Annotated in this window: 20 protein-coding genes; 6 read left to right on the top strand and 14 right to left on the bottom strand. The window is 73.4% G+C overall.

Annotated features, from left to right (window positions below):
• Positions 1–262: 262 nt before the first annotated feature.
• The 4 genes from ACZ6S8_RS18965 to ACZ6S8_RS18950 are packed head-to-tail and all read left to right on the top strand — an operon-like array spanning position 263 to position 4960.
• Entirely contained in the window at positions 263–1477 is a 1215-nt protein-coding gene (locus tag ACZ6S8_RS18965; RefSeq protein WP_469457122.1) for a polyprenyl synthetase family protein, read from the top strand.
• Positions 1474–3006, top strand: a complete 1533-nt coding sequence (locus ACZ6S8_RS18960; protein ID WP_469457121.1) for a phytoene desaturase — start codon at positions 1474–1476, stop codon at positions 3004–3006. The genes ACZ6S8_RS18965 and ACZ6S8_RS18960 overlap by 4 nt, the downstream gene beginning before the upstream one ends.
• Positions 3003–3968 (top strand): phytoene/squalene synthase family protein, encoded by a 966-nt coding sequence (locus ACZ6S8_RS18955; protein ID WP_469457119.1) that lies wholly within the window; start codon positions 3003–3005, stop codon positions 3966–3968. The genes ACZ6S8_RS18960 and ACZ6S8_RS18955 overlap by 4 nt, the downstream gene beginning before the upstream one ends.
• Entirely contained in the window at positions 3965–4960 is a 996-nt protein-coding gene (locus tag ACZ6S8_RS18950) for a DUF5914 domain-containing protein (protein WP_469457117.1), read from the top strand. The genes ACZ6S8_RS18955 and ACZ6S8_RS18950 overlap by 4 nt, the downstream gene beginning before the upstream one ends.
• A gap of 41 nt (positions 4961–5001) precedes the next feature.
• Here ACZ6S8_RS18950 and ACZ6S8_RS18945 read toward each other — a convergent pair whose 3' ends face one another.
• From ACZ6S8_RS18945 to ACZ6S8_RS18935, 3 genes are read right to left on the bottom strand one after another with little or no spacing between them, the layout of a single operon-like run.
• On the bottom strand, positions 5002–6600 hold the full coding sequence (locus tag ACZ6S8_RS18945; RefSeq protein ID WP_469457115.1) for an FAD-dependent oxidoreductase: 1599 nt from the start codon (positions 6598–6600) through the stop codon (positions 5002–5004).
• Entirely contained in the window at positions 6552–7262 is a 711-nt protein-coding gene (locus tag ACZ6S8_RS18940) for a methyltransferase domain-containing protein (RefSeq protein ID WP_469457114.1), read from the bottom strand. Before ACZ6S8_RS18940 ends, ACZ6S8_RS18945 begins: the two co-directional genes overlap by 49 nt.
• A gap of 9 nt (positions 7263–7271) precedes the next feature.
• On the bottom strand, positions 7272–8465 hold the full coding sequence (locus ACZ6S8_RS18935) for a lycopene cyclase family protein (RefSeq protein WP_469457112.1): 1194 nt from the start codon (positions 8463–8465) through the stop codon (positions 7272–7274).
• A 341-nt stretch (positions 8466–8806) separates the two neighbouring features.
• Here ACZ6S8_RS18935 and tal point away from each other — a divergent pair, with 341 nt between their 5' ends.
• Positions 8807–10480 carry a transaldolase gene (gene tal / locus ACZ6S8_RS18930; protein ID WP_469457110.1) on the top strand — a complete coding sequence of 558 codons (1674 nt, stop codon included), beginning with the start codon at positions 8807–8809 and terminating at the stop codon, positions 10478–10480.
• Between the two features lie 51 nt (positions 10481–10531).
• Here tal and ACZ6S8_RS18925 read toward each other — a convergent pair whose 3' ends face one another.
• From ACZ6S8_RS18925 to ACZ6S8_RS18885, 9 genes are all read right to left on the bottom strand, one after another.
• Complete coding sequence (locus tag ACZ6S8_RS18925) at positions 10532–12694, bottom strand: SpoIIE family protein phosphatase (protein ID WP_469457108.1); 2163 nt, start codon at positions 12692–12694, stop codon at positions 10532–10534.
• 56 nt (positions 12695–12750) lie between these two features.
• Entirely contained in the window at positions 12751–13161 is a 411-nt protein-coding gene (locus ACZ6S8_RS18920; protein WP_469457105.1) for an STAS domain-containing protein, read from the bottom strand.
• A gap of 104 nt (positions 13162–13265) precedes the next feature.
• Complete coding sequence (locus ACZ6S8_RS18915; RefSeq protein WP_469457103.1) at positions 13266–13547, bottom strand: STAS domain-containing protein; 282 nt, start codon at positions 13545–13547, stop codon at positions 13266–13268.
• A complete protein-coding gene (locus tag ACZ6S8_RS18910; protein WP_469457102.1) occupies positions 13547–17725 on the bottom strand; it encodes a SpoIIE family protein phosphatase in 4179 nt (1392 codons plus the stop codon). Before ACZ6S8_RS18910 ends, ACZ6S8_RS18915 begins: the two co-directional genes overlap by 1 nt.
• Positions 17726–17932: 207 nt before the next feature.
• Positions 17933–19522, bottom strand: a complete 1590-nt coding sequence (locus ACZ6S8_RS18905; protein WP_469457101.1) for a phytoene desaturase family protein — start codon at positions 19520–19522, stop codon at positions 17933–17935.
• Positions 19515–19973 (bottom strand): SRPBCC family protein, encoded by a 459-nt coding sequence (locus tag ACZ6S8_RS18900; protein ID WP_469457099.1) that lies wholly within the window; start codon positions 19971–19973, stop codon positions 19515–19517. The genes ACZ6S8_RS18905 and ACZ6S8_RS18900 overlap by 8 nt, the downstream gene beginning before the upstream one ends.
• Positions 19974–20051: 78 nt before the next feature.
• Positions 20052–21236, bottom strand: coding sequence for a zinc-dependent alcohol dehydrogenase (locus ACZ6S8_RS18895; protein ID WP_469457097.1), 1185 nt, complete (start codon positions 21234–21236; stop codon positions 20052–20054).
• A 43-nt stretch (positions 21237–21279) separates the two neighbouring features.
• Entirely contained in the window at positions 21280–21894 is a 615-nt protein-coding gene (locus tag ACZ6S8_RS18890; RefSeq protein WP_469457095.1) for a flavodoxin family protein, read from the bottom strand.
• A 34-nt stretch (positions 21895–21928) separates the two neighbouring features.
• On the bottom strand, positions 21929–23113 hold the full coding sequence (locus ACZ6S8_RS18885) for a PP2C family protein-serine/threonine phosphatase (protein ID WP_469457093.1): 1185 nt from the start codon (positions 23111–23113) through the stop codon (positions 21929–21931).
• 273 nt (positions 23114–23386) lie between these two features.
• Between ACZ6S8_RS18885 and ACZ6S8_RS18880 the strand changes: the two genes are divergently transcribed.
• On the top strand, positions 23387–24943 hold the full coding sequence (locus tag ACZ6S8_RS18880) for a glycosyltransferase family 39 protein (protein WP_469457091.1): 1557 nt from the start codon (positions 23387–23389) through the stop codon (positions 24941–24943).
• Positions 24944–25067: 124 nt separating this feature from the next.
• Here the strand turns inward: ACZ6S8_RS18880 and ACZ6S8_RS18875 are convergent, their stop codons facing one another.
• Together ACZ6S8_RS18875 and ACZ6S8_RS18870 are read right to left on the bottom strand one after the other, a co-directional pair.
• Positions 25068–25388, bottom strand: coding sequence for a DUF6980 family protein (locus ACZ6S8_RS18875; protein WP_469457089.1), 321 nt, complete (start codon positions 25386–25388; stop codon positions 25068–25070).
• A gap of 183 nt (positions 25389–25571) precedes the next feature.
• A complete protein-coding gene (locus ACZ6S8_RS18870; protein WP_469457087.1) occupies positions 25572–26582 on the bottom strand; it encodes an NADP-dependent oxidoreductase in 1011 nt (336 codons plus the stop codon).
• Between the last annotated feature and the right edge of the window lie 33 nt (positions 26583–26615).

Here is a 26615-nt window from a genome sequence, read left to right as displayed (position 1 = left end):
CCACCCACCGCAGCCGCCTCTCACGGCCGCACCGGGGTGGGGCGCGGCCGTCGTATCGGGCCCGGACGACCGGACGCCCCGGTCCGCCGCCTGCCCCGCATCCGATGCACCCCATCAGGTGGACGGGCCGCGCGTGCTGTCTGAGCCCCACCGCCCGCGGGGGACACATGCCTCGTCCGGTCCGGGACCGCGGAGAACGCATCCGTGCGCCGGGTGAACGCCGAACAGGTGGCAAGCACCACTTCACGACACGGAGGACTCAATGCACGCGAAGTCGGTCGCCCGCCACCTCATCACCGCCCCCCACCGGCCCGACGCCGACGCCCACCGCCCCACCGCCGCGGCGACCGTCGACGCCGACGTCGCCCACGCCGTCACCGGCGAACTCGGGCGCCTGTGCGCCGAGTCCGTCGCGTACAGCCGGTCGCTCGACCCGGTCTTCGCCACCGACGTGGCGGAGCGGCTGGCCGCCTTCACCCTCGACGGCGGCTCGCGGATCCGCCCCCGCTTCCTGTGGTGGGCCATGCGCGCCTGCGGCGGCACCGACGCGCACGTGGCCGGAGCGCTGCGGCTGGGCGCCGCGCTCGAACTCATCCAGAGCTGCGCCCTGGTCCACGACGACGTCATGGACCAGTCGGGGGTACGCCGCGGCAGGCCCTCCTTCCACGCGCAGGTCGGCCTCCAGTACCCGGCCGACACGCACCCGGACGCAACCGGCCCGGCGCCGTTCGCCCAGTCCGTCGCCGTCCTCGCCGGAGACCTCGCGCTGTGCTGGGCGGACGACCTGGTCGCCGGAGCCGACCTCGACCCGCCCGTACGCACCGACATCCTGCAGATCTGGAGGGCCATGCGAACGGAAATGGTCGCCGGGCAGTACCTCGACCTCCACGGCCAGGCGACCTCCTCCCGCTCGGCCACCCGCGCCATCCGCACCGTCTGCCTCAAAACAGCCCGCTACACCGTCGAACAGCCCCTGGCCCTGGGCGCCGCGCTGGCGGGAACCGACGACGCCACCCGCCGCTCCCTCGCCGCCGCCGGCCGGTGCGCCGGAATCGCCTTCCAGCTCCGCGACGACCTCCTGGGCGTGTTCGGCGACCCCGCGGTCACCGGCAAGCCCTCGGGTGACGACATCCGTTCCGGGAAGGCGACCTACCTGGTCGCCCTCGCCCACGCGCGCGCCCGCGCCACCGGCAACGACGAGGCCGTCGACCTCCTCCGGGCCTGCCGGGGGAGCGGAGCCCTCTCCGGCCCGGACCTGGCCTCGGTCCGCACGGCCCTCCACTCCACCGGGGCGCCCGCACACGTCGAACGGCGCATCGCCCGCCTGGCGCGCGCCTGCGAACGCCACCTCGCCGCCGCACGCCTGCACGGCCCCGCCGCCCGGCACCTGGCCGAGCTGCTCAGACAGGTCGCCTCGCCCCCGCCGCCGGCCGTCCCGGCCGCCGAACCCGCCGCCCACCGCGGAGGCACCCGATGAAGACGGTCACCGGCCGCACCGACCACGTGGTCGTCGTCGGCGCCGGGCTCGCGGGCCTCTCCGCCGCCCTCCACCTCCTCGGCGCGGGCCGCCGGGTCACCCTCGTCGAACGCGACCGCCTCCCCGGAGGCCGGGCCGGCCTCATCGAACGCGACGGCTACCGCTTCGACACCGGCCCCACCGTCCTGACCATGCCGCACCTGCTGGAGCAGGCGTTCGCCGCGGTCGGCCAGACCATGTCGGACCGGCTGACCCTGCACCCCCTCCACCCCGCCTACCACGCCCGCTTCGCGGACGGCAGCAGCCTCGACGTCCACACCGACGCCCAGGCCATGGAAGCGGAGGTCGAACGCTTCGCCGGCGGCCGCGAAGCCGCCGGCTACCGCCGCCTGCGCCACTGGCTGCACGAGCTGTACCAGGCGCAGATGGGCCGCTTCATCGACACCAACTTCGACTCGCCCCTCTCCCTCCTGCACCCTGACCTGGCCCGCCTCGCCGCCCTGGGCGGATTCGGCCGTCTCCAGCCCGCCATCGGCCGGTTCCTCACCGACGAGCGGCTGCAGCGCGTCTTCTCCTTCCAGGCCCTGTACGCCGGCGTCCCGCCGGCCCGCGCCCTCGCCGCCTACGCCGTCATCGCCTACATGGACACCGTCGCCGGCGTGTACTTCCCCGAAGGCGGCATGCACGCCGTCCCCGCCGCCCTGTCCGCAGCCGCCGCCGACGCGGGCGCCACCCTCCACTACGGGCAGGTCGTCACCCGCCTGGAACGCACCGGCGACCGCATCACCGCCGTGGTCACCGACCAACAGCGCATCCCCTGCGACGCGGTCGTCCTGACCCCCGACCTGCCCGTCTCCTACCGCCTGCTCGGCGCCCGCCCCCGCCGCCCGCTCGCCCTGCGCCACTCCCCGTCGGCCGTCGTCCTGCACGCCGGAACCGACCGGACCTGGCCTGACCTGGCCCACCACACGATCTCCTTCGGCGCCGCCTGGAAGCAGACCTTCCACGAACTCACCCGTACCGGCCGCCTGATGAGCGACCCCTCCCTCCTCATCACCCGGCCCACCGCCACCGATCCGGGCCTCGCCCCGCCCGGCAAGCACTCCCACTACGTCCTCGCGCCCTGCCCCAACACCGCCGTCGGCCCCTCCGCGGCCTCCTGGGACGACCTCGGCCCCCGCTACCGCGACAGCCTGCTGCGCGTACTGGAAGCCCGGGGCCTGACCGGCTTCGCCGACGCCATCGACACCGAGGTCCTCGTCACCCCCGCCGACTGGACCTCCCAGGGCCACGCCGCCGGCACCCCCTTCTCCGTCGCCCACACCTTTCCCCAGACCGGCCCCTTCCGCCCCCGCAACCTCGTACGCGGCGCCGCCAACGCCGTACTCGCCGGCTGCGGGACCACCCCGGGCGTCGGCGTCCCCACCGTCCTGATCTCCGGCCGCCTCGCCGCCGCCCGCATCACCGGCCTGCCCGCCGGCCCCCGCACCACGGCGCCCCTCCCCGCAGCGAAAGGCAGCCCCGCATGACGCGACGCGAACTCGACGCCGCCGCCATCACCGACCCCGCCCTGCGCGCGGCCTTCGACCGCTGCCGCCGCCTCAACGCCCGGCACGGCAAGACGTACTTCCTCGCCACCCGGCTGCTGCCCGCATCCCGCCGCCCCGCCGTGCACGCCCTCTACGCCTTCGCCCGGCTCGCCGACGACATCGTCGACGACTTCGTCGCCCCCGCAGACCCCGCCGACCGCGCCGAACGCCTCCACACCCTCTCGCGCGACCTCCACACGGCGATCACCGGCGGCACCGGCCACCACCCCGTCGTCACCGCCGTCGCCCACACCGCGCACCACTACCGCATCCCCCACAGCCACTTCGACGACTTCCTCGCCTCCATGCGCAGCGACCTCACCGTCACCGATTACCACACGCTGGACGCACTGCGCGGCTACATGCACGGCTCCGCCGCCGTCATCGGACTCCAGATGCTCCCCGTGCTCGGCCACACCGCCCCCCGCGACGAAGCCGCCCCCCACGCCGCCGCCCTCGGCGAGGCGTTCCAGCTCACCAACTTCATCCGCGACGTCGGCGAAGACCTCGACCGCGACCGCGTCTACCTGCCCGCCGACCTCCTCGCCGCCGACGGAGTCGACCGCGACCTGCTGCTCTGGAGCAGACGCACGGGCCGCCGCGACCCCCGCATCACCCACGCGCTGCGCTCCGCCACCGCCCTGGCCCGACGCTTCTACACGAGGGCGGAACCCGGCCTGAACATGCTCGAACCCCGCTCCCGGCCCTGCGTCCGCACCGCCTTCGTCCTCTACGGCGAGATCCTCGACGCCGTCGCCCGCGACGGGTACACCAGCGTCCACCGCCGTTCCGCGGTCCCCCTCACCCGCAGGGCGGCCGTCGCCGCCGTCGGACTGGCCCGGATCGCGGCGGGCCGGCTGACCGCCTCCGCCGCCCCCACCGCCAAGGAGCCGGCCCGATGAGCCCGCGCGCCCCCCGCCGCCGCATCCCGGTCAGCCTGCGCCGCGCACCCGTGGCCTGGCACCGGCAGGAACCGACCTGGCGCAGCGCGTCGCCCCGGCTCATCGACGCCGCCCTCAAACGGGCCCAGGCCCGGCCCACGGGCAACTGGTACGTGCTCGGCCCCAGCAGCGCCGTCGTCGCGGACGCCGGGTACGGGGCCACGGTCGACGGCGCCGAGATCGTGGCCTGGCGGGACGCCGCGGGAACGCTCGTCGCCGGACCGGGCGCCTGCCCGCACCTGGGCGCCGCGCTGGCCCAGGCCCCGGTCCGCTGCGGCACCCTGGTGTGCCCGTGGCACGGACTCGCCCTCACCGGAGCCCCCTTCGCCGGATGGAACCCCCACCCCGCCCACGACGACGGCGTCCTGGCCTGGGTACGACTCGACGACCACGGCCGCGAGGAACCCCTCGAAACGCCCGCCGTGCCCGTCCGCCCACCCGCCGCCCACTCCCTGGCCGCCGTCTACACCGGCACGGGCGCCTGCGAGCCCGAGGACATCGTCGCCAACCGCCTCGACCCCTGGCACGGGGCGTGGTTCCACCCCTACTCCTTCGTCGACCTCACCGTCCTCGACGACGGCGCGGACACCGACGTCCTGACCGTGCGCGTCTCCTTCAAGGTGTCCCGCCGCGTCGTCGTGCCCGTGACGGCCGAGTTCACCGCCCCCGGCCCGCGCACCGTCGTCATGCGCATCACCGAGGGCGAAGGCCGGGGTTCCGTCGTGGAAACCCACGCCACCCCGCTCGGGCCCGGCCGGGACGGCCGCCCCCGCACCCGGGTCACCGAAGCCGTCATCGCCACCTCCCACCGCCCCGGCTTCACCCTCGCCCGCGCCGCCGCACCGCTCCTGCGGCCCCTCATGCGCCGCACCGCCGGCCGCCTGTGGCGCGACGACCTGGCCTACGCCGAGCGACGGTGGCACCTGCGCAGCACGGGCCGCTTCCCCGGCTGACCCCCGCGCCGAGATGCGCCGCCGACCCCGTGGCGGGCCGGCTACGGCACGCGGGGCGACCGCTGCCCGAGACCCGCCAAGAGCCGGCCCGCCGCGGACCGGCCCCCGTCCGGCACCGTCCACAGCGTCTCGCCCCGCACGCCCCACCGCTCCAGCAGCGCGTTGGCCGCCAGGAACCCGCTCGTCGCCGCCCGCTCCATCAGCGCCACCGGCAGACCCGTACGCACCATGTCCCCGGCCACCACCACCCGCGCGTCACCCGTCCGCACACCCGGCCGCTCCCGGTAGCCGCCCACCGTGAACAGCGGACAGTCCTCGCGCCATTCGTGCCGCACATCCACGATCCGGGAGTCCGCCGTCTCCGGATACACCTCACGCAGCCGGCCCACCAGCCGCTCCTCCACGTCCCGCCGCCGCTCCGCCGCATCGACCGCGTACGCGTGCAGCTCCACCACGGAGCCGCCGCTGCGCAACGCCCACCGGTGGGCCTCGCCCTCCCACCGGTCCAGGACGCTCACGTTGTCGAGGTCACCGAAGCCGCTCGTGCCCAGGAACCCGTGCCGGTCGCCCGCCACCGGCCGCGACAGCCACAGCCGCGACACCAGGAACGGCGGCGCCGTCCGCAGCCCCGCGACCGATGCCCGCCACGCCGGACCCACGAGCCGCGGCGACGCGCCGGCCACCGCCCGCAGCCCCCCGGTGTCCAGCGCCAGGACCACCCCGTCGAACCGCTCGGCCGCCGTCCCCGCGACGACCTCCACCTGCTCCTCGCCGACGGGGCGCACCTCGTCGACCGGCGTGCCCGTACGCAACTCCACTTCGAGACCGCCCAGATAGCGGGCCAGCGGATCCCACAAGGCCTGCGGGAACGGCTCGCGCGGCACGTCGAACAGCAGCCCCTCGCTGGAGCCGAGGAAGTAGATGTGGAACATCAGCACCAGTTCGGCCGCCGACAGCGTCGCCGGATCGGCGAAGAAGCTCCTCGAGAACACCTCGAACGCCAGATGGTGCGCCGCCTCGGGAAAGCGGATCGACGCCAGGAACTCGCTGGCGCTCACCCCGTCCAGCGCCTCGTACACCCCCGGGACACCGACGTCGAGCAGGGGCAGAGCCGCGCGCGGATTCATCCGGCCCAGATCACGCCAGCCGAACGACGGGCTCTGCGCGACGAAACCCAGCGCACTCAGCGGCGGCGTGCGCGGCACCCGCGCGAAGCTGTCCTGCCCGCCGTCGCGGTGGCGCAGCGGATAGTCCGCCAGCCCCGTCAGCCCGTGGAGCCCCGGATCGGTCCGGCGCAGCAGCGCCCGCAGGTTGTAGTACTGCCGGAAGAACGCGTGGAACCCGCGGCTCATCGTCACCTCCGAGCCGTCCGCCAGCCGCGTACCCCACCCCGCCAGCCGGCCGCCGAGCTGCGCGTCCCGCTCGAACAGGATCACGCGCACGCCGCGCTCCGCGAGGACCGTGGCCGCCGACAGGCCCGCGATGCCCCCGCCGACCACGGCCACCCGCGGTCCGTCCCGCCCGACCCGCGGTCGCCCGCCTCGGGGATCGACGCGCCGCGCCCGCCGGTCCCGGCCCGGGTAGGCCCCACTCACGCGGCGACCCGCCCGACGAAGGTGTGGGTGATCCCCGTCTGCCATCCCGGCAGCGGCAGCACCCGTACGTCGGTGAACCCGGCCGCCCGCATCCGCGCGGCGAACTCCGGCGCCGTGTCGAAACCGAGCACGCTGCGCCACAGGTGTTCGTACAGCCCGGCGTCGCCGCCCGCCCGGCCCAGCGGCATGATCACCGCCCGGCACACGGCCGTCCACAGCGCCCGGTGCACCGGCTTCCCGCTGAGCGCGTACTCGTGCACGGCGATCCGCGCGCCCGGCGCCATCACGGCCCGCACGCGGGCCAGCGTCAGATCGGGATCGGGCACGTTGCGCAGGAGGTACGCGGCGAAGACGGCGTCGAACGGCCCGTGGACGCCGGCTTCGCCGAGCCGGTCGGCCGACGCCCGTACGAAGTCCACGCCGGGGGGCCAGTGCTTGGCCGCGGCCCGTTCCAGCATGCCCGCGGAGGCGTCCACCCCGGTGACCCGGGCCGCGCCCGCCGCAGACAACAGCGCCGCCGTCGAGGCGCCGGTTCCACAACCCAGGTCCAGGACGCGGACGCCGCGGCCCGCGTCCGGCAGCCCCAGCCTGCGGGCCGATCGGCGCAGATGTCCGTGGTAGCCGGGACTCGCCGCGACCAGCAGGTCGTAGCGCGCCGCGGCGTGGTCGAAGGCAACCGACAGGGAGTCGTCGCGCAGCAGTGACATGACAGCCTTTCAGTACCGCCCCGGACCGACGGCCGGGACGGTACGGCGCAGGAGCGGCAGTTCCAGGAGCGACCGCAGCATGGGCAGGACGGGGGTGCGCAGACCGATCCCGAAGTCCTCGACGGGCGAGGTCGCGCCGTCCAGGAACCGCAGGACCCGCTCGGCCGGCACGGACGCGAAGAGGTGGGAGAAGAAGGCCCCGCCGTCGATCCGCCCGGTGTCCAGCGCGCGCAACAGCACCGCGTCCATCGCCCGGGCCCGGCGGCCGTGCACGGCGGGTGCCCGGGCGGGGGAGCGGCCCGCCCGCACCGCCTCGGCCAGGTGACGGCTCTGGCGCTGGATCGCGGCGAACGTGTAGCCGGTCGACGGCCGGGTCGCTCCACCGGCCGCGCCGATGAAGTAGACCCGCCGCCCGCCGCGACGGGGGTACACGCCGTCGCTCATCGGGATCACCCCCTGCTCCCGCTCGCCCACCGTGTAGGCGCCGAGGCCCAGGACCGACGTGCAGTAGTGGTGCAGGGCACGGTCGTACGCCGCCCCGTCCAGGACCGAGCGGGAGAACTCCGTGTACTCGACCAGCGCTTCGTACCGGCTGAGCGGAAGCACGTACCCGAAGGCGAGCCCCCGGGGCGGCTGGGGGAGGCGGAAGTCCATCAGGGTCGCCGCTCCGGGGTCGAAGGCCGGCTCCGCGGTCCGCACGAACCACCCCCGGAAGTGCTGGAGCAGCGTGGTCCGGGCAGCGGGCAGCCGAGGGGGCTGCCGCGAATCGAAGACCAGCCCCGACCGGACCGCCGAGGGCGCCCCCGACACGTCGCTGCCGCGGACCACCGCGCCACCGCCGGCGTCCCGCGCCGACTCCACCGTCATCGGCCGCACGTCGACCCCGTACGCTCCGAGCCGGCCCGCCATGGCGGTCCCGAACCGGTCCGACCTCAGCATCTTGTACCGCACCGGCCCCAGCGACCGGTCGATCACCGTGCCGTCCGGGGCGTACAGACGCAGCCGGTTCCAGCTCGCGGCCAGCAGCCCGTCGTACGGGCCGGCGCCCGCCTCCCAGAAGCACCAGGTCCGGGCGGGCGGACGCAACGGCCCCGGCGGCGCTTCGACCACCAGCACGCGCGGTGCCGGGCCCGCCCCGGACCGGGGCTCGGCAAGGCGCACCGCGAGGGACAGGCCCGCTGCCCCGGCTCCGATCACGGTCACATCGGCATCCCGGCTCACCCCGACCTCCCGCCCATCGCGCCAACCTTCCCTCTTCCGCGCCGACCACCCCCGCGGATGCAGTCAACCCCTCCCGGAGGAGCATGCCCCCGAGGACCACGGACGACGGCGGAAGGACCATCCCCATGGCCCTCCGGCAGCACCCCCACGCGGGCGGGGTCAGGCCCCCTCCCCGGGGCGCGAGCCCGGCGAAACGCTTGCCGCAGGACGATGCGGGCATGCGCCAAGGGAAGCACGGTGCCGAGTGCCGCCGCCGGCAAGCCCGCCCACCGGGCGAGAAGCATCCTCAGCGCGAGCGGCACCGCACCATCTGGAGGCCTCGCATGTCTGATTCCGCCCGCCCCGACCCGCTCGCCGCACTGTCCGCAGCCGGAGTGTCGGTATGGCTCGACGACCTGTCCCGCGAGCTCCTGGCCGGCGGGGAGCTCGACAAGCTGATAGCGGACCAGCACGTGGTGGGGGTCACCACGAACCCCACGATCTTCGCCTCCGCCCTGTCCAAGGGCGACCGCTACACCGAGCAGCTGCGCGGCCTCGGCGCCGCAGCCGCCGGCGTGGACGACGCGGTCTTCGACCTGACCACCGACGACGTGCGAAACGGCTGCGAGGTCTTCGCCCCCGTCCACCGGCGCACCGGCGGGACGGACGGGAGGGTGTCCATCGAGGTCGATCCCCGCCTGGCCCAGGACGCCGACGCCACCACCGCCCAGGCCCGCGAACTGTGGCAGACGGTCGACCGCCCGAACCTGCTCGTCAAGATCCCGGCCACCCGCAAGGGGCTGAAGGCGATCACCGCGGTCATCGCCGAGGGCATCAGCGTCAACGTCACGCTGATCTTCTCCCTGGACCGCTACCGCGACGTGATGGACGCCCACCAGAGCGGCCTGGAGCAGGCGCGGGCCGCGGGACGCGACCTGTCGGACATCCACTCGGTCGCCTCGTTCTTCGTCTCCCGCGTCGACACCGAAGTCGACCGCCGCCTCGACGCCCTCGGCACCCCCGAGGCCCGCGCCCTGAAGGGCAGGGCCGCTGTCGCCAACGCCCGGCTCGCGTACCGGGCGTACGAGCAGATGACCGCGGAACCGCGCTGGCAGCGCCTCGCCGCCGCGGGCGCCCGGGTCCAGCGCCCCCTGTGGGCGTCCACCGGAGTGAAGGACCCGGCCTACCCCGACACGATGTACGTCAGCGAACTCGTCATCCCGGGCACCGTGAACACCATGCCGGGCGCCACCCTGACCGCGTTCGCCGACCACGGCACCGTCCCCGCGCACCCGCCGACCGCGGACGACTACGCTGCCGCTGCCGCCCACATCGAGGCGCTTCAGCAGGCCGGGGTCGACTTCGCCGACGTCACCGACACCCTGGAGCGCGAGGGACTGGCCAAGTTCGAGGACAGCTGGACGGAGCTCGGCGCCTCGGTGGAGCGCGAGATGCACCCCGAAGCGGTCAAGGCCGTCGGCAGCGGGAGCCGGGACGCAGACTCCGACGGCGCCGACCACCTGGCGACCTACCTCAACGACCACTACGCCGGCGCCACGGGCGGCCTGGAACTGTTCAAGCGGGCCGCAGCGGCGCAGCCGGACGGGCAGAGCGGCACGGTCCTGGCCGACCTGGCCCGCCAGGTCGGGGAAGACCGCGACGCGCTGGCGCAGCTCATGACCGACCTGGGGGTGCCCGCCAGCCGCTCGAAAGCCGCCATGGGCTGGATCGCCGAGAAGGCGGGCAGGCTCAAGCCCAACGGGCACCTCCTCTCCCGCTCCCCGCTCAGCGACGTCCTCGAAGCGGAGGCCATGCTCCTGGGCGTCCAGGGCAAGGCGGCCTGCTGGCGGACCCTGCACGCCCTCGCCGAAACCGACGAGCGCCTCGCCCCCGAGCGACTGGACACCCTGATCGAACGCGCCGAGCGGCAGATCGAGGCCTTGGAGGGCCTGCGCGCCGAGGCGGCCGCCCGAACGCTGCAGCCCCGGCCTTCCGGCACGCGGCCCGAAGCGGGCTGACCCGGCCCACCGGCATCCGCACGGCCGCCGCCGAGGAAGAGGAGGACTCGATCAGGTGGCGGTCAGGACCAGGACGGCCTGGTCGTCGTCGACGTCCTGACTGCCGGTGAAGGTGTGGACGGCCCGGGTCACGGTCTCGATGGTGTCGTGTGCGGTGGGCCGGTGCGGGGTGTCGCCCAGGGCGGCGATCAGGCGTTCCTCGCCGAACTGCCGGCCGGTGCCGTCGCGGGCTTCGGTGATGCCGTCGGTGTACAGCAGCAGGCTCTCCCGCGGACGCAGGCGCAGACGCTGGGAGGTCACTTCGGGGTCGCGGGTGATGCCGAGGAGCGCCCCGGGCGCCTCGACGGTGTGTGCGGCGCGGTCGGTGTCGAAGTGGATCGGGTGGGTGTGGCCGGCGCGCACCAGGTCGATGTCCACGCCGCTCGCGGTGACGCGGAGTTGGCCGTAGACGAGGGTGACGAAGCCGGTGCCGTGACTGGCCGGGCGCTTGATGAGGGCTCGGTTGATGGCGTTGACGACGGAAACCGGGCCGGGCAGGAGGGGGGCGACCGCGCGGGCGGTGTGACGGACCAGGGCGGTGGTGGTGGCGGCGATGGCGCCGCGGCCGCACACGTCGCCGAGCATGAACGCCCAGCGTCCGTCGTCGAGGGGGAAGACGTCGTAGAAGTCGCCGCCGATTTCGAGGCCTTCACCGGCCGGATGGTAATAGGTGGCGATATCGGCGCCGGGTACGTCCGGCACGCCCGGCAGGAGGAGCCCGGCTTGCAGGTCGCGGGCGAGGGCGGCGCGCTGGGTGTACTGGCGGGCGTTGCGGGCTGCGAGGGCGGCGCGGCGGGCGAGTTCCTCGGCCAGCGCGACGGCGTGCCCGTCGAAGGTGGATGCGCCGGTGGAGAACAGGGTGACCGTGCCGAACGCCACCTCCCGGTCCATCAGCGGGACGCAGACGTAGCCGGTGACGCCCAGATCGTGCCAGGGGCCGGGACCGGCGGGGGCGCGACGGGCGACCTCGCTGGTGCCCGAGGCCAGGACCCGCGCGACGGCGTCGTCTACGGCTTGGTGGACAGGGCCGTGGGAGAACAGCAGCTCCTGCTCTTGACGAGTGGGGGCGGCCGAGGCGACCCGGCGCACCCGCCCGTCCTGGACGACGTCCACCGCGCACAGCGGCGCCAGGCGCGGGGCGCAGGCATCGGCCAGCCGCCTCAGGGTCTGTGCGGCGTCGAGGTCGGAACCCAGGGCGGTGCCGGCGGTCAGGAGGAAGGCGAGGTCTTCCCGCACCGCCATCTCGCGGACCTCGGCTGCCGTGCGCGCCTGCTCCGCCTGGTGGCGTTCGATGGCCAGGGCAGCGGTGCCGGCGAAGACCCGGGCGAGCGCGAGATCGGCCTCCTGCGGAGCCCGGGGGGCGCGGTGGTACATCGCGAAGGTGCCCAGCAGCGAGCCGTCACGGGCCAGGATCGGCGTGGACCAGCAGGCGGCCAGACCGGCCTTCTCCGCCAGGTCGCGGAAGTCGTCCCAGTAGGGGTCGGAGGCGATGTCGGTGACGATCACCGGCCGGCGCCGGTGCGCGGCGGTACCGCAGGAGCCGACGCCCTCGCCCGTGGCGATGCCGTCGATGGCCCGGTTGTAGAAGTCGGGAAGGCTGGGGGCCGTGCCGTGGCGCAGGTGGCGGCCGTCCGCGTCGGCGAGCAGGACGGAGACCAGGACCTCTTCGGGGGCGAGGTCCTCGATCGCGCGGGCCATACCGTCGAGGACCTCGGACAGGGGGGCTTGACGGGCGATCTGCTCCAGCAGCACCCGGTGCTCGGCGGTCAGCCGCTGGGCGTGCTTGACCTGGGTGGTGTCCACCCCGATCATCCGCACACCCGTCACCCGGCCGCCGGCGTCCAGCCGCGGCTCGTAGGTGAAGTCGAAGAACGCCTCACGCGCCTGCGCACCCTGGCCCAGTACCACCCGGGCGTCCCGCCCGACATGGGTCCGGCCGGTGCGATAGACCTGGTCCAGGAGACCGATGAAGCCCTGTCCGACGAGCTCCGGCATGAGCTCCACCAGCGGTACTCCGGTACGGGCAGGGTCGGCCTTCCCGATCGCGGCGAAGAACGCCGGATTCGCGGCCTCCAACGTGTGCGCCGGCCCGGTCAGGGAAGCGAACACGGCCGGTGACTGCCCGAACAGCGCCCGCAGGTCGTCCTCGATGCCGCCGCCCGCACCGGTGCGCATGCCCGGCACCCCGGTCTCGCGGGCGGAGGGAGGTGTCTGCGGCCCGGGTGGGCCCGTCACCTGCCGAGGCCCCCGTTCGGCTGGACCGGACGGTCGTCGCCGGCGGGGCCGGTGCCCCGATCACGTGCGGCAGCGGCGACGGCGTCGGCCACCGTGCCGTGGAGGGACATGATCTGGTCCAGTCCCGTCAGCGTGAACAGGCGGCCCAGAAAGTCCGGTACCGACGACAGGCGCAGGGTGTGGCCCTGCGCGGCCTGCTGCTGGTTCAGCAGCACCAAGGCGCTGATACCGGTGGAGTCGCAGTACGTGAGGTGGGTGCAGTCGACCACGAGAGGGCTGCTCTCCCCACCTGTGGTCAGCTCCTGCTCTCCGGCTTCGTGCAGTTGCACCACGCTGTGGAAATCGAGCTCCCCGCGCAATGCGAACACCAGCACATGTCCGTCCCGCCTGACGTCTACCGCGAACACCCTTGGTTCCTCCCCGTACGGTTCTCAGCGACGGTCCATGGTAGCCACCGGCCCCGTTCCCCGTGGACCCGGCCACGGGCCCCGTGGCACCGGGAACGGCCGTTCTAGTGGTGAGTGGTGAGGTCGGACAGGCCGGAGATCGTCAGGACCGGGTCCAGGAGCGGTCCGGCGATGAGTTCGAGTCGCTCGGCATGAGCGAACAGCACGCTGAGGCCGGCGCTGTCGAGGTATTCGACGGCGCTCAGGTCCAGGACGAGGGGGCCGGGTGCGCCGTCGAGCGCGGCGGCCAGCCCCCGGGCGTTGCTCATGTCGATCTCGCCGACCGCGGCCAGCACGGCCGTACCGTCCGGACGCCGGTGCGAGGTGAAGGTCAGGGGCGTAGTCATCAGGCAATCCTCGTGTGCATGTCGACGGTGGTCCCGGTCGGCCCCTGGGTGACGGAGACCTGCTGCATCAGGGCGTGCATCAAGCGCATGCCGCGGCCGCGGTGGGCGTTGAGCTCGGGCTGGGGAGTCCTCCACCGCCCGCTGTCGGCGATCGTCAGGCGCAGGTTGTCCACGCACGCCTCGGCGCGGACGTACACGGTGTCACCGGGAGTGTCCCGGTGCCCGTGCTCGATGGCGTTGGCACAGGCCTCACCTGCGGCGACCAGGATGTTCTGCACGGTGCCGGGCGGAAGCTCGCACTGGTCGAGCCAGCCCCGGAGGGCCTTGCGGACCGGAGCGAGCTGACCCGATTCCGCGGGGAAGGACATTTCCAGCGGAGCCGGGTGGCGGTAGAGGAGCAGGGCGACGTCGTCGTCGTAGCCGTCGGACGGGGCGAGACGCGACATGACCTGGGTGGCCAGATCGTCCACCGCGACGTTGCGACCGGCGTGGACGGCTTCGGTCGCCTCGTCGATGCCCACCGTCAGGGGACGGCGGCGCCGCTCCACCAAGCCGTCGGTGTACAGCAGCAGCGTGCCGCGCGCCGGCATGACGCACTCGGCCTCCGGACGTACTCTGCCGGGCTGGACCGCGAGGGGGATGGAGCGCCCTTCCTCCAGGAGCCGGGTCGTGCCGTCGGGGTGGGCGAGGATGCCCGGAGGATGTCCCGCGCTGGCGTACGTCAGCCGGCCGGACTCCGGCTCCAGCACGCCGCAGAACACGGTCGTGCACAGGGCACCGGGGACGGTGGCGGCGAAGTGGTCGAGAGCCATCAGCGCCTGGGCCGGGCTGATGTCCTGGAGCAGCAGAGCACGGCAGGCGCTGCGCAACTGGCCCATGACGGATGCCGCCTCCAGACCGCGGCCGACGCAGTCACCGACGACGATGCCGATCCGGCCGTCCGGCAGCGCGATCGTGTCGTACCAGTCGCCGCCCACCTCCAGGGGCTGGGTCGCGGGCTCGTAGCGGACGGCGAAGCCGGCGGGGAGCCGGGAGGGACCGAGGATGGCCCGCTGCAGCGAGATGGCCGTCTCGCGTTGCTGGTCGATCTGGTGGACACGGGCGAGGCCCTGGGTGAGGCGGCCTGCCAGGAGCGACAGCAGGAGCTGGTCCTCGCCGGTGAAGGGACGCTGCTCACCGAGGTCGATCCACAGGACGAGCGGGCCGGCGGGGTGCTCCAGGAGAACGGCGGCGCCGCCCTGGTCGGTGACCGGGCTGAGTGCCGGCTGCAGGCGCAGGTCGGCCAGTGCGCGGCGCCGTTCGGCGGGCAGGTCCCGCCAGACGAGGGAGCTGTCGGTGGCGGTCAGGGAGGGCTCGTCCCCGTGCCCGAAGACCGCGGCCGCGACGTGCTCGGCGCGCCACAGCCTCTTCAGCTCGTCCAGGGCGCCGGCGACGGCATCGGCCAGGCTGGGAGCCTGGGACAGCGAGGTACTCAGAGCGGCCAGCGCACTTTCGCGCTGGATGGCGTAGTGCTCCGAGGTCACGTCGCGGAAGGTCCCGACGATCACGCTGCGTCCGGTGTCGGGATCCGCGACGTGATTGAACGTGGCGCTCACCCACAGGCGATGTCCGTCGCGGTGGTTGACGGGGATGGTGTAGTTGCCCTGGGTCTGGCCGACCAGGGTCGTGAACGCGTCGGCGACCAGACGGTGGGCCTCGGGGTCGGCCACGGGGTCGGGCCACCAGGGATGGACCGGCTGGTACGGCAGCTCTTCGGGCCCGTAGCCGAGGATGGTGGTGAAAGCGGTGTTGATCTCCACGACCGCCCCGCCCTCGTCACAGACGAAGAACGCCTCCTGAAGGGAATCGACCAGGGCGGTGCGCCAGCGGGCGTGGTGGGTGCGCAGGCGTGCCAGTTCGACGTTCGCGCGGACACGGGCGAGGAGCTCGGCCGCGGCGAACGGCTTGACGAGGTAGTCGTCCGCGCCGGCCTGCAGCCCTTCGATGGACGCTTCCTGGCCGGCCCGGGCGGACAGCAGCAGTACCGGCACGGACGCGGTGCGCGGATCGCCGCGCAGCGCGCCGACCAGGGCCAGGCCGTTCAGGCGGGGCATCATGACATCGCTGACCACCAGGTCGGGAGCGTCCACGCGGATGGTCTCGAGAGCCTGCTGCCCGTCGTTGACCGCGCGGACCTGGTAACCGGCGCCGTGCAGCAGCCGGGTGAGGTATTCGCGCATGTCGGCGTTGTCGTCGGCGATCAGCACCCGCGCCGGGGCCGACGGGTGAGCCGGCGGCGCGTCGAGGCCCGTCCGCAGGACGCCCGAGGCGCCTTGGAACGCGACGGTCGCCGCGTCGGACCGTTCGCCCGGCAGCCAGCGCAGAGCTTCCTGTACGAAGGGATCGGCGGTGGCGAGGGGCGCGTCCGCGGCGGCTTCCGGCCGGACGGTGCCGGAGGTCAGATGGGCGGAGCCGAAGGGCAGGCGGATGGTGAAACAGGTGCCCTCGCCCTCGGTGGACTCGGCGGTGATGGCGCCGCCGTGCAGTCCGACGAGTTCCCTCACCAGCGCCAGACCGATGCCACTGCCCTCGTTCGACCGGGAGCGGGCGTTCTCGATGCGGTGGAACCGCTCGAACAGCCGGGGCATCTCGCCGGCCGCCACACCGATCCCGGTGTCGGCGATCGTCAGCACGGCCTCGCCGCCCTGGGCACGCAGGCTCACGCGGATCGAGCCGTCGAAGGTGAACTTCAGCGCGTTGCTGAGGAGGTTGAGAACCACCTTCTCCCACATGCCGCGGTCGACGTACACCGGCTCGGGCAGGGGCGGGCACTCGACGCGGAAGTCCAGGCCGGCCCGGTCGACCGCGGAACGGAAGACGCTGGCCAGCTCAGCGGTGACCTTGCCCAGGTCGACCGGTTCGAAGCTGGCCTCCATCCGGCCCGCCTCGATGCGCGAGAAGTCCAGCAGGGTGTTGACCAGCTTGCCCAGCCGAAGCCCGTTGCGGTGGATGGCCTCCAGTTCCTCGCGCACGCGGGGGTCCGCGTCCCCGAGCTGGTTCTGCAGTTCCTGGACGGGCCCCATGATCAGGGTCAGCGGGGTGCGGAACTCGTGGCTGATGTTGGAGAAGAACGTGGTCTTGGCCCGGTCCAGCTCCGCGAGCTCTTCGGCCCGCCGCTGCTGGGCCTGGTAGCTGCGGGCACTGGCGACTCCGGTGGCGACGTGCCCGGCGACCAGTTCCACGAAGCCGCGGTACCCCTCGTCCAGGGCGCGGTAGCGGTTCAGACCCGCCACCATGAATCCGTACGGCGCCCCGCCCTGCTGCAGCAACGGCACGACCAGGGCCTGCGCGGGCGCTTCCTCCCAGGCCCCGGCCGGCAGGTCGGCGAACGCCTCGCCCCCCAACGCCACCACCAGGGACTCGCCGCGTGCCGGCAGGGCCGTCGGCCAGACGGTCGAGCTCCCGGCGGCAAGGACCTCCGCGGCGGCCGGGTGGCCGGCGGGGAACCCGGTGGCCGACGCGAGGCGGGCGTCGCCGTCGTCCTGGAACAGGTAGGTCAGCGTGAACGGCAGGTCGTGCGGGTTGTGGCAGAGCTGCTCACCGGCGAAGTCGAGCATCTCCTGTTCGGTGCGCACCACGCTCGGGTCGGAGCCCAGGTCCCGCAGGGTCGCCATCCGGCGCTCGCCGATCACCCGCTCGGTGTCCTCGCTGACCACGCACAGCATGCCGACCACGGCGCCCTCGTCGTCACGCAACGGGCTGTAGGAGAAGGTGTGGTAGCTCTCCTCGGTGTAGCCGGAGCGTTCCAGGAACAACAGCAGTCCTTCGTCCCAGGTCGCCTCGGCGCTGGTGAGGACGGTGTCGATGCGCGGACCGATGTCCCCCCAGATCTCGGACCACACCTCGTTGGACGGCCGGCCCAGGGCCCAGGGGTACTTCTGCCCCAGGGTGTCGCGCCGGTAGGCCTCGTTGCAGAAGAACGTCAGCTGCGGGCCCCATGCCATCCACATGGCGAACTTCGACGACAGCAGAATGCTCACGGCCGTGCGCAGGCTCTGCGGCCAGTCCTGCGGCGGGCCCAGCGGTGTCGCCGACCAGTCCACCAGGGCAAGGTCCTTGCCGATCTCCTTGTCCGCGGTGAACACCTCGTCCACGGCAGCCGACGGCACGGGAAGCTCCCCGTCCTCCGAGCGCGTCACAGCGGAAACCCTTTCCCTCGGTACAGCCCTGGTGTGAAGTGCCGCCCGCAGAGCGCAGTGTCCGAGGCGGCACCCATGGTATTCCGCACGGAACGGAGGCAGCACTGCAGGCGACGAATCCGATGCAGCGGGCCGGTCGACGAGGTCGGCAAGGTCGAATCGGTCACACCACCCGGACGCCCGTCCGAACTGCGTCCACGGGCGCTGTCAGCCGCGTGGGGCACGGCGGAACAGGGTGTGCGGGCCGGCGGGCCGCAGGGCGGCACGGGCGGCGTTCGCGCCGGGCGCGCCGTGCACCCCGCCGCCGGGATGGGCGGCCGCGGAGGCGAGGTAGAGGTTCTTGACGGGGGTCTCGGGGCGGCCGGTGCCGGGCGTGGGGCGGAAGACCAGCTGCTGGTGGAGCGCGGTGGTGCCGTTGTTGATCGCCCCGTTGCGGAGGTTCTCGTTCATGGCCTGGAGGGTGGGGGGCGCCAGGATGCGGCGGGCGGCGATCAACGCGCGGAAGCCGGGTGCGAACCGTTCGACCTGGGCTTCGACGCGGTCGGCCATGGCCTCCTGCTCGCGGGCGTCCCACGTGCCGGTGATGCGGTCCGGGCCCGCGTCGCCGGTGATGTGCTGGGGGAGGTGGGTGTACGCCCAGGCCGACTCCGTACCGGCCGGTGAGCGGGTGGGATCCGCGGTGGTCATCTGGCCGAGGAGGGCGAACGGCTCGTCCGGGACGTGGCCCGTGGCGATCTGCGAGGCGAAGCGCGTCAGACCGTCCACGCCGTCGGCGACGTGCACGGTGCCGGCCCCGGCCGCTCCGGGAGCCGTCCACGGCACCGGGCCGGTCAGGGCCCAGTCCACCTTGAACGTCGCGAAGTCCCACTGGAAGCGCTCCAGGTCCCGTACGAGGCGCGACGGCAGGTGCTCCTCGCCGACGAGGTCCCGGTAGAGCGCGGGCGCGGAGGTGTCGGCCAGTACGGCCCGGCGCGCCGCGACGGTTTCCCCGCCCGCCGTCCTGACCCCGACGGCGGCGCCGCCGCGTACGACGACGGACGTGACGCGCTGCCCGCAGCGCAGGACTCCGCCGCGGCGTGTGAAGCGGCTGACGAGCGCCGCGGTGAGGGCGCCGGCGCCGCCGACGGGCACGGGGAAGCCGTGGCTCTGGCCGAGCATCGACATGAGCCAGCCGAAGCCGCCGCTGCCCGCGGCCTCGGGGGAGAGGTCGGCGTGGAGGGCGTTGCCGGCCAGCAGCAGCCGGCCGCCCTCCCCGGCGAACTCCTCCTCGCCCAGGCGCCGCACCGGCAGGGTCAGCCTCCGGGCCAGCCGCAGTCCCCCGGCGGCCCGGAGTTTGGCGGCCAGCCGGAGTCCGGACCGCACCGGCGGGAAGGGCGTGAACAGGGCCTGTACGAGGTCCGGGCCGATCCGGCTCCACGTCCGGTACATGCGCTGCCAGGCCTCGGCGTCCGCCGCGGCGAACGTCGCCAGCCCGGCGCAGGTGTCCTCCACCCGCCGTTCGAGAACCGCACACCCACCGTCGAGCAGGGGGTGCGCCAGCACGCTCGGGGCGTGGGCCCAGCGCAGGCCCTCGGCGGCGAGGTCGAGGCGCGAGAGAACAGGGGACGCCGCCGCGAGCGGGTAGAAGGCACTGAAGACGTCGGAGACGTAGTCCGGATGGACCCCGCGGTCACTCCGTACGGCGCCGCCGGGCTCGTCCTGGGCTTCCAGGACCTCGACGCTCCATCCGGCGTCGAGCAGCAGGTTCGCGGCCACCAGGCCGTTGGGACCCGAGCCGATGACCACCGCGTCAGGCACGACGTACCGGCTCGTGCTCGGGCTGCGCCTCGACGACCCGGGCCAGCCGGGCCAGCATGCCGCGGTGCCTCAGCTGGAGGGCCGCCTCGGTGACGGGGTTGTGCAGGGTCCCTCCCAGGCCGCGCAGGGGGTGTTCGTCGCAGACGACGAGGGTCTCCTCGCCCCACGGCCTGAGCTGCAGGAAGATCCTTGCCGTGCCGAGGGACCCGAACGCCGCCTCCAGCTCCAGTTCCTTGCCGGTCACCTGGTGGCGGACGGTCGTCTTACCCTCCGCGGACCACGGCCCCAGCCGGACCGAGTAGCGCAGCCGGGCACCCTTTCCGGGCCACGAGTGGTCCAGCGGCGTCGACTCGGACGGGCCCACCACCCACTCCCCGTAGCGGTGCGGGTCGGCCAGTACGGCCCAGACCGCACCGGGCGGACGGTGGACGAGCTGATGACGGACGGCCATGAGAACTCCTCTGAAGACCGGGTGGAAGTGGAAGGGGACGGGACGCCCACCGCCGCGAGGGCGTGAGCTCGTTTCGCGTCAGGGCGTGAAGATGACCTTGACGGCTCCGTCCTGCTTCTTCTGGAACATCTCGTACGCCCGGGGTGCGTCGGCGAGGGGCATCCGGTGGGTGGCGAACCCGTCCACGCCGAGGGGGTCCGCGTCGGTGAGGAGGGGCAGGAGGTCGTCGACCCAGCGCCAGACGTTGGCCTGGCCCATGCGGAGCTGGATCTGCTTGTCGAACATGGTGAGCAGGGGGAGCGGGTCGGCGGTGCCGCCGTAGACGCCGGCCAGGGAGATGGTGCCGCCACGGCGTACGAGGTCGATGGCGAGGTGGAGCGCGGAGAGGCGGTCCACGCCGAACCGCTGCATCATCCTGGCGGCCAGGGCGTCGGGCAGCATGCCGGTCAGGTGCTGGGCCCCCTTCGCGAGGGGCGCGCCGTGGGCCTCCATGCCGACGGCGTCGATGACCGCGTCGGGGCCGCGCCCGCCGGTCAGTGCCCGGACCTCGTCGGCGAGGGCCTCTCCGTAGGTGCTCAGGTCGAGCGTGTGGACGCCGCGGGCGGCGGCCCGGCGCAGTCGTTCCGGGACGAGGTCGATGCCGATGACCAGGCCCGCGCCGCGATGGACGGCGATACGGGTGGCCATGTCCCCGATGGGGCCGAGGCCGAGGACGGCCACCGTGCCGCCGGGCGGGACCGCCGCGTACTCGACGGCCTGCCAGGCGGTGGGGAGGACGTCGGAGAGGTAGACGAACCGGTCGTCGGGTCCGTCGGCGGGGACGGGGATGGGGAGGGTGTTGCCGAAGGGGACGCGGAGGTATTCGGCCTGCCCGCCGGGCACCTGGCCGTACAGCTTCGTGTAGCCGAAGAGGGAGGCCCCGCTGCCGTACTCGTGCACCTGGGTCGTCTCGCACTGGGACTGGAGGCCGTGATGGCACATGTGGCAGGTGCCGCAGGAGACGTTGAAGGGGATGACGACCCGGTCGCCCGGCTTCACCCGGGTGACCTCGGGGCCGACCTCCTCCACGATGCCCATGGGCTCGTGCCCGAGGATGTCTCCGGTGTCGAGGAACGGTCCGAACACCTCGTACAGGTGCAGGTCGGAGCCGCACAGCCCGGTCGTGGTGATCTTCACGATCACGTCGGTCGGGTCCTTGATCACGGGGTCGGGCACCGTGTCCACGCGGACGTCGCGCTTTCCGTGCCAGGTCAGGGCCTTCATGATGACTCCTTGCTCGGTGGTGGGAGGAGCGGGCCGGTGCCTCTCAGCCCGCCGGGTAGGGGGAGGCCTTGAGCTGTCGGGCGAGGTGTGCGGTGTTCGCGGCGAGGGTCCTGGTGGTGGCGGCCGTCTTCTCCGGGGTCGTGTCGAGGTCCTGGTAGTCGGTGCCCTGCATGGCTTCGCCGACCCAGTAGGTGACGGCGTTGGGGGCGAGGGAGAAGCCGACGTCGTTGAGGCCCTGGAAGAGGTCGGCGCTCGCCTTGTGGGCGCCGTCCTCGTTGCCGACCACGCAGACCGCGGCGGCCTTCCCGTACGTGAGCATGCGGCCGTCCTCGTCGGTCTCGGAGATTTCCGCGTCGAGGCGTTCCAGGACCCGCTGGGCGAGGCTGGAGGCGTGGCCGAGCCAGATCGGCGTGGACAGGACCAGGATGTCGGCGCCCAGGATCGTGTCCCGGATGCCCGGCCAGGCGTCGCCGTCGCCCATGTCCGTCTCCACGCCGGGCTTCACGTCGTGGTCCGCGATACGGATCGTCTTGCCGGTGACGCCGTGCTCGGCGAGGGCGGCCATCGTCTGCTCGGCGAGCAGCTGGGAGCTGGAGGGCTTCGGGGACGGGGACAGGGTGCAGACGAGTGCGACGGCGCGCAGGGGAGTGGCGTTCATACGGCACCGGCTACCCCGGCGGGCGGCCCTGATGTCAGCCCGCTCCCGGATTGCGCCCTTTCGGGGCGCGGGCCGGTGCGTACGGACGGCCGGTGCGTACGGACGCCGCTTCGCGGCGCGGGCCGGCGGCCGGCGGCGTCACGGCCGAGCGGGACACCAGAACCGCGGCGGTGTCGTCGTCCGGGCCGTGGACGTTGTACCGGTGCAGGTCCTCGGCCAGCCGGGGCAGGAGGTCACTGTCCGCGACGTCCCCCCACTGCGCCATACGGGCGGCCAGAGGATAGAACTCGCCGCTCGCGTTCCGCGTCTCACTGACGCCGTCGGTGTACATCAGCACCCGATCGCCCACGCGGAAGGGCACTTCCTCCACCACGTGCTCCTCGTCGATGTGCACCGGCAGGTGGATGGGCAGCGACGGCTGGCGGAAGGTGAGGTAGTCGGCCGCCGTGCGGTCCTGGTGGACCGGCGGCGGGTGACCGCAGCTCAGGAGCCGCATCACCGGCAAGCCGTCGGGAATCTCGGCCAGCAACACCGTGGCGAACCGGTCCGCGTCCTCGATGCCGACCCGAGAGGCGTAGTTCCCCATGCTCGCCTCCAGCTTGCGCGCGATGGACGGCAGGTCGGGTTCGGAATAGGCGGACTCCCGGAACGAGCCCAGCAGCACGGCCGCGCACTCCACCGCCCCGAGCCCCTTGCCCTGAACGTCGCCGATCATCACGCGAACCCCGCCGCGCACCTGCAGTGCCTTGTAGAAGTCCCCACCCAGATGGGCACCGGCTACGGACGTCTCGTACAGCAAGTGCAGTTCGACGCAGCCCAGATGCCTGGGCAGGGGGTGCTGCAGGGCGCGCTGCGCCACGTCGGCGACCTCCTGGACGTGCTGCAGTTCGCGCTCCCGCTGCTGGCGGACGCCGCTGGTCCACGCGGCCACCAGGGAAATCGCCCCGACGAGCACCGTGAACGCCAGGGCGGCCGCGCCGATCGGCGCTCCGCGGTTCACTTCCAGAACCGTCAGGGCAACGATCGCCACCGCCCCGAAGCCGAGGGTCCCCCATGCACCCCAGGCGACGGCGGCCAGGCCCGGCACCACGTAGAGGAAGGCGCTGTAGTGGTTGTCGTGCGGTGTGAAGAGGTCCGTGGCGGCTGCCGCCAGAATCATGAGGGCGGGGAGCGCGCGCACGACGCGATAGCGGGTGCCCGTCTTCTGAAGCATCTCCATCCGGGAGATCATCCGTGACCGCCGAGTGTCCCGGGGGTCGGCTCGCCGCCCGGGGAGGGGCGGACGGGGCCGCTCCCGCGGCCCGGCGGCCACGGCGGACCCACGCGCGCCCGGTCCTCGCACGCTGTACGGAGGCTCTTTTGGATATAAGTCCGTAATGCACATAATGTGCCCTGCGTGGGAGGTGCATCCAGCTCGGTGTCGCGCGCGGTGCGGGTCACCGTCCGCCCCGGCACCGCCTGGTGCGGGAGTGTCAGCGACGAAAGCATCCGAGTGACAGTCACCTCGCCCCGTCCCACCCCGCTCGCGATACCCGGTGCGTCCGCGAGCCGCGCCCGCTGGACCCGCTGGACGCGCGCTGCCGGGTGGCTGGCGCCGCCCGTCGCGTTCGCCCTCGGCGTGTGGGGCAATACGCGCCCCTCCGCTTGGACCGACGAGATCGTCACGATCGACGTCGCGCGGCGGTCCTGGCCGCAGCTGAGGGAGCTGCTGGGGCAGGTCGACGCGGTGCACGGCCTGCACTACCTGCTGATGTACCTGGTGGGGCAGGCGAACGGGGGGCTCAACGAGTTCACGGCGCGGGTGCCCTCCGCGATGGCGGTGGCCGTGGCGGTAGCCGGCCTCGTATGGCTGGGGAGGATGCTGGGCGGCCCGCGACTCGCGCTGGGCGCGGGGCTGCTGCTCGCCGTCCTGCCGACCGCCTCGCGGTACGCGCAGGAGGCCCGCTCGTTCGCCTTCGTCATGGCGGTCGCGGTGCTGGCCACGGGCACCCTGGTCAAAACCCTGTCGGGGAGCACCCGGAGGCGGTGGCCGGCCGGCTACGCCGTGCTGCTGGCCCTGTTGGGCTGGTTCAACGTACTGGGCCTGCTGCTCGTGGCCGCGCACGCGGTCACGGTGGCCCTCCGGCGCCCGGGCCGCCGTACCGTCGTACGCCTGCTGACGGCCCAGGCCGCGGGCATCGTCGGCGTCGTCCCGCTGCTGATACTGGGCTCCGCCCAGAGCTCCGCCGTGGGCGATGCCTCACCCGTCACGGCTGGAACACCGTTCAACTACTTCACCTGGCTCCTCACGCCCGGCCAGGACACCCTCCCGACCGCGCTGAAGCTCCTGCTCACCTTCACGGCCCTCACCGCCCTCGCCCTCCTCGTGGTCCGCCGGCGCACGGCCGCGCCCCTGGCCCTCGCCGTCGGGGTGCCCTGGCTGGCCGTTCCCCCGCTCCTCCTGATGGCCGTCTCCCTCGACCACCCCCTCTTCGCCTACCGCTACCTGCTGTTCTGCCTGCCGGCCCTGGCCCTGCTGCTGGCGACGGCCGCCACCGTCGTCCCTCCCCGCCGTGGGCTGCTGCTGGTACTCCTGGCGGCCGTCCCCCTCGCCGCGTCCCACCTGGCCATCCGCCGGGAGGACAGCCGCCCGTGGGACACCCACGCCGTGATCAGAACCCTGCGGATCCACGACGCCCCCGGCGACGCCGTCCTCTTCGCCGGCGCCCGGTGCGGACTCATCGCCACCGCCTTCAAGGAGGCGTTCACGGGCCGCGCCGACCTGGGCAGGGCCCGAACAGCCGCGGAACTCGGCGCCCTGGACAACCTGCCCGCCGACCCGGACCTCCTGCAACAGCGGCTGGCCCACACGTCCCGCTTCTGGCGCATCACCTGCAACCATCTCTCCCTCGGAGCGCGCCAGGCCGCCGAAGACACCGCCGCGTCCCAGGAACAGGCCCTCGTCCGCGCCGGATTCTCCCCGGTGTACCACCACAGCGCCCGCGGCGTGGACATCACCCTCGAACAACGCCCCGACTCCGAGCGGCCCGTCAACGAGCCGGCCCCCTGACGGGCGCACTCGCCGGTCTCCCGTCGCGGGGAATCCACGCGGCCCGGTCGGCAGGAGGGCCTCCAGCGTCCGAGGCGATCCGGACCTCCGCTGACTCGGGCCGCCCGTCACCCGCCACACCTGCCTACTCCTGCGAGGAGTTGACGTGCGTGAGCCAGCGACCGTCCAGGAACTCGGCGGGAACCTCGTCTCCCCACGGATCGATCCCGAGGCCTTCCAGCTCCTCGAACCATCGGTCGCGCTGCGACTCGGGGAAGCGCTGACCGCACCAGGGGCAGAAGTCGATCCCGATGCTCGACGTGCCACCGTCGTGGACGATCAGCCCGTACTCCTGGAACCTCGAACTGAATCCGACCAGGGCGTCCGGACAGGCGAAGGGGTCACCGTGCTGGTCGCAGCGGTGGTTGACGCGGGCCGTCATCGCCTCGCAGCAGTGGTCGGTCATGGCCTCGGCTTCTCGTCGCTCGGTATGAGGACCAAAAGTAGCTCCCGGTCTGTCACGGCCACCGGCGGGGCCGGTGCTGCAGGGAACACGTGTGGCTGCCGCGAGGAAACGGCCTCTTCGCCGACGACCGTGCTCTGGTCCTCCGCAGGGGGCACGTCACCGACGTCGGCCCCCGCTGACCCCCTAGGCAACCGTGAGGACGATCTTGCCCTGGACGTGTCCGCGGGCGGCGCGTTCGTGTGCTGCCCGGGCGTCCGCGAGGGCGTACGTGCTGTCGATCGCGACGCGGACCGTGCCCGCGTCGAGGAGGCGCCCCAGTTCGGCGAGTTGTGCGCCGTTCGAGCGGACCTGGGCAGTGGAGACCGTGATGCCCAGTCGTGCGGTCTCCTCGGGGTCGACGGCTCCGGGGAGGACCGGAAACAGGGCGCCGCCGCGCTTGAGCGTCCGCAGGAAGCGCTTGCTGCCGGGGCCGCCGACGGTGTCGACGACGAGGTCGACGTCGCGCACCAGTTCTTCGGGGCGGCTCTTGGTGTAGTCGAGGAACCGGTCGGCTCCGAGCCCGTTCAGGAACGACTCGTGGGCACCCGATGCCACGGCGATGACGCGCGCGCCCTTCCACTTCGCCAGCTGCAGCGCGATGTGCCCCACCCCGCCCGCCGCGCCGTTGACGAGCACCGTCGTGTCGGCGTCCAGTGCCGTCGGCCGATGCCGAGCCTCCTGGAAGGGGGAGGGGTGGGTGTGTCCGGCCTCGATGAGGAACTGCCAGGCGGTGAGTGCGGCCATCGGCGCCCCCGCGGCGTGCACGTGGTCGATGCCGGCCGGCTTGTGCGCGAGGTCCGCCGCGGGCGCGGCCACGTACTCCGCGTACCCGCTGCCGTTGAAGCCGGGGAACCGCAGAAGGCCGAACACCTCGTCGCCCACCCGCAGACCGGTCACGTCGGCGGCGACGGCCTCGACGACGCCCGACACGTCCGTTCCCGGAATCACCGGCAGGCTGACCGTCGACTCCGTCTCTCCGGGCATGGTGGTGAGCCCGTCGCGCAGGTACCGGTCGGGGGGATTGACGCCGGCCGCGTGAACGCGGACGAGCACTTCGCCCGACCGGGGCTCCGGAACCGGCACCTCGTCGAGGCGTAGGACCTCCGGGCCGCCGTGTGCGTGGAGCCGGACTGCCCTCATCGTGCGTGTCGGCATCGTCTTCTCCTGTTCGCGCTGCGGGATACGCTT

It is taken from the genome of Streptomyces sp. NPDC048461, from assembly GCF_055587105.1.
This window is presented reverse-complemented; position numbering and strand designations above follow the sequence as displayed.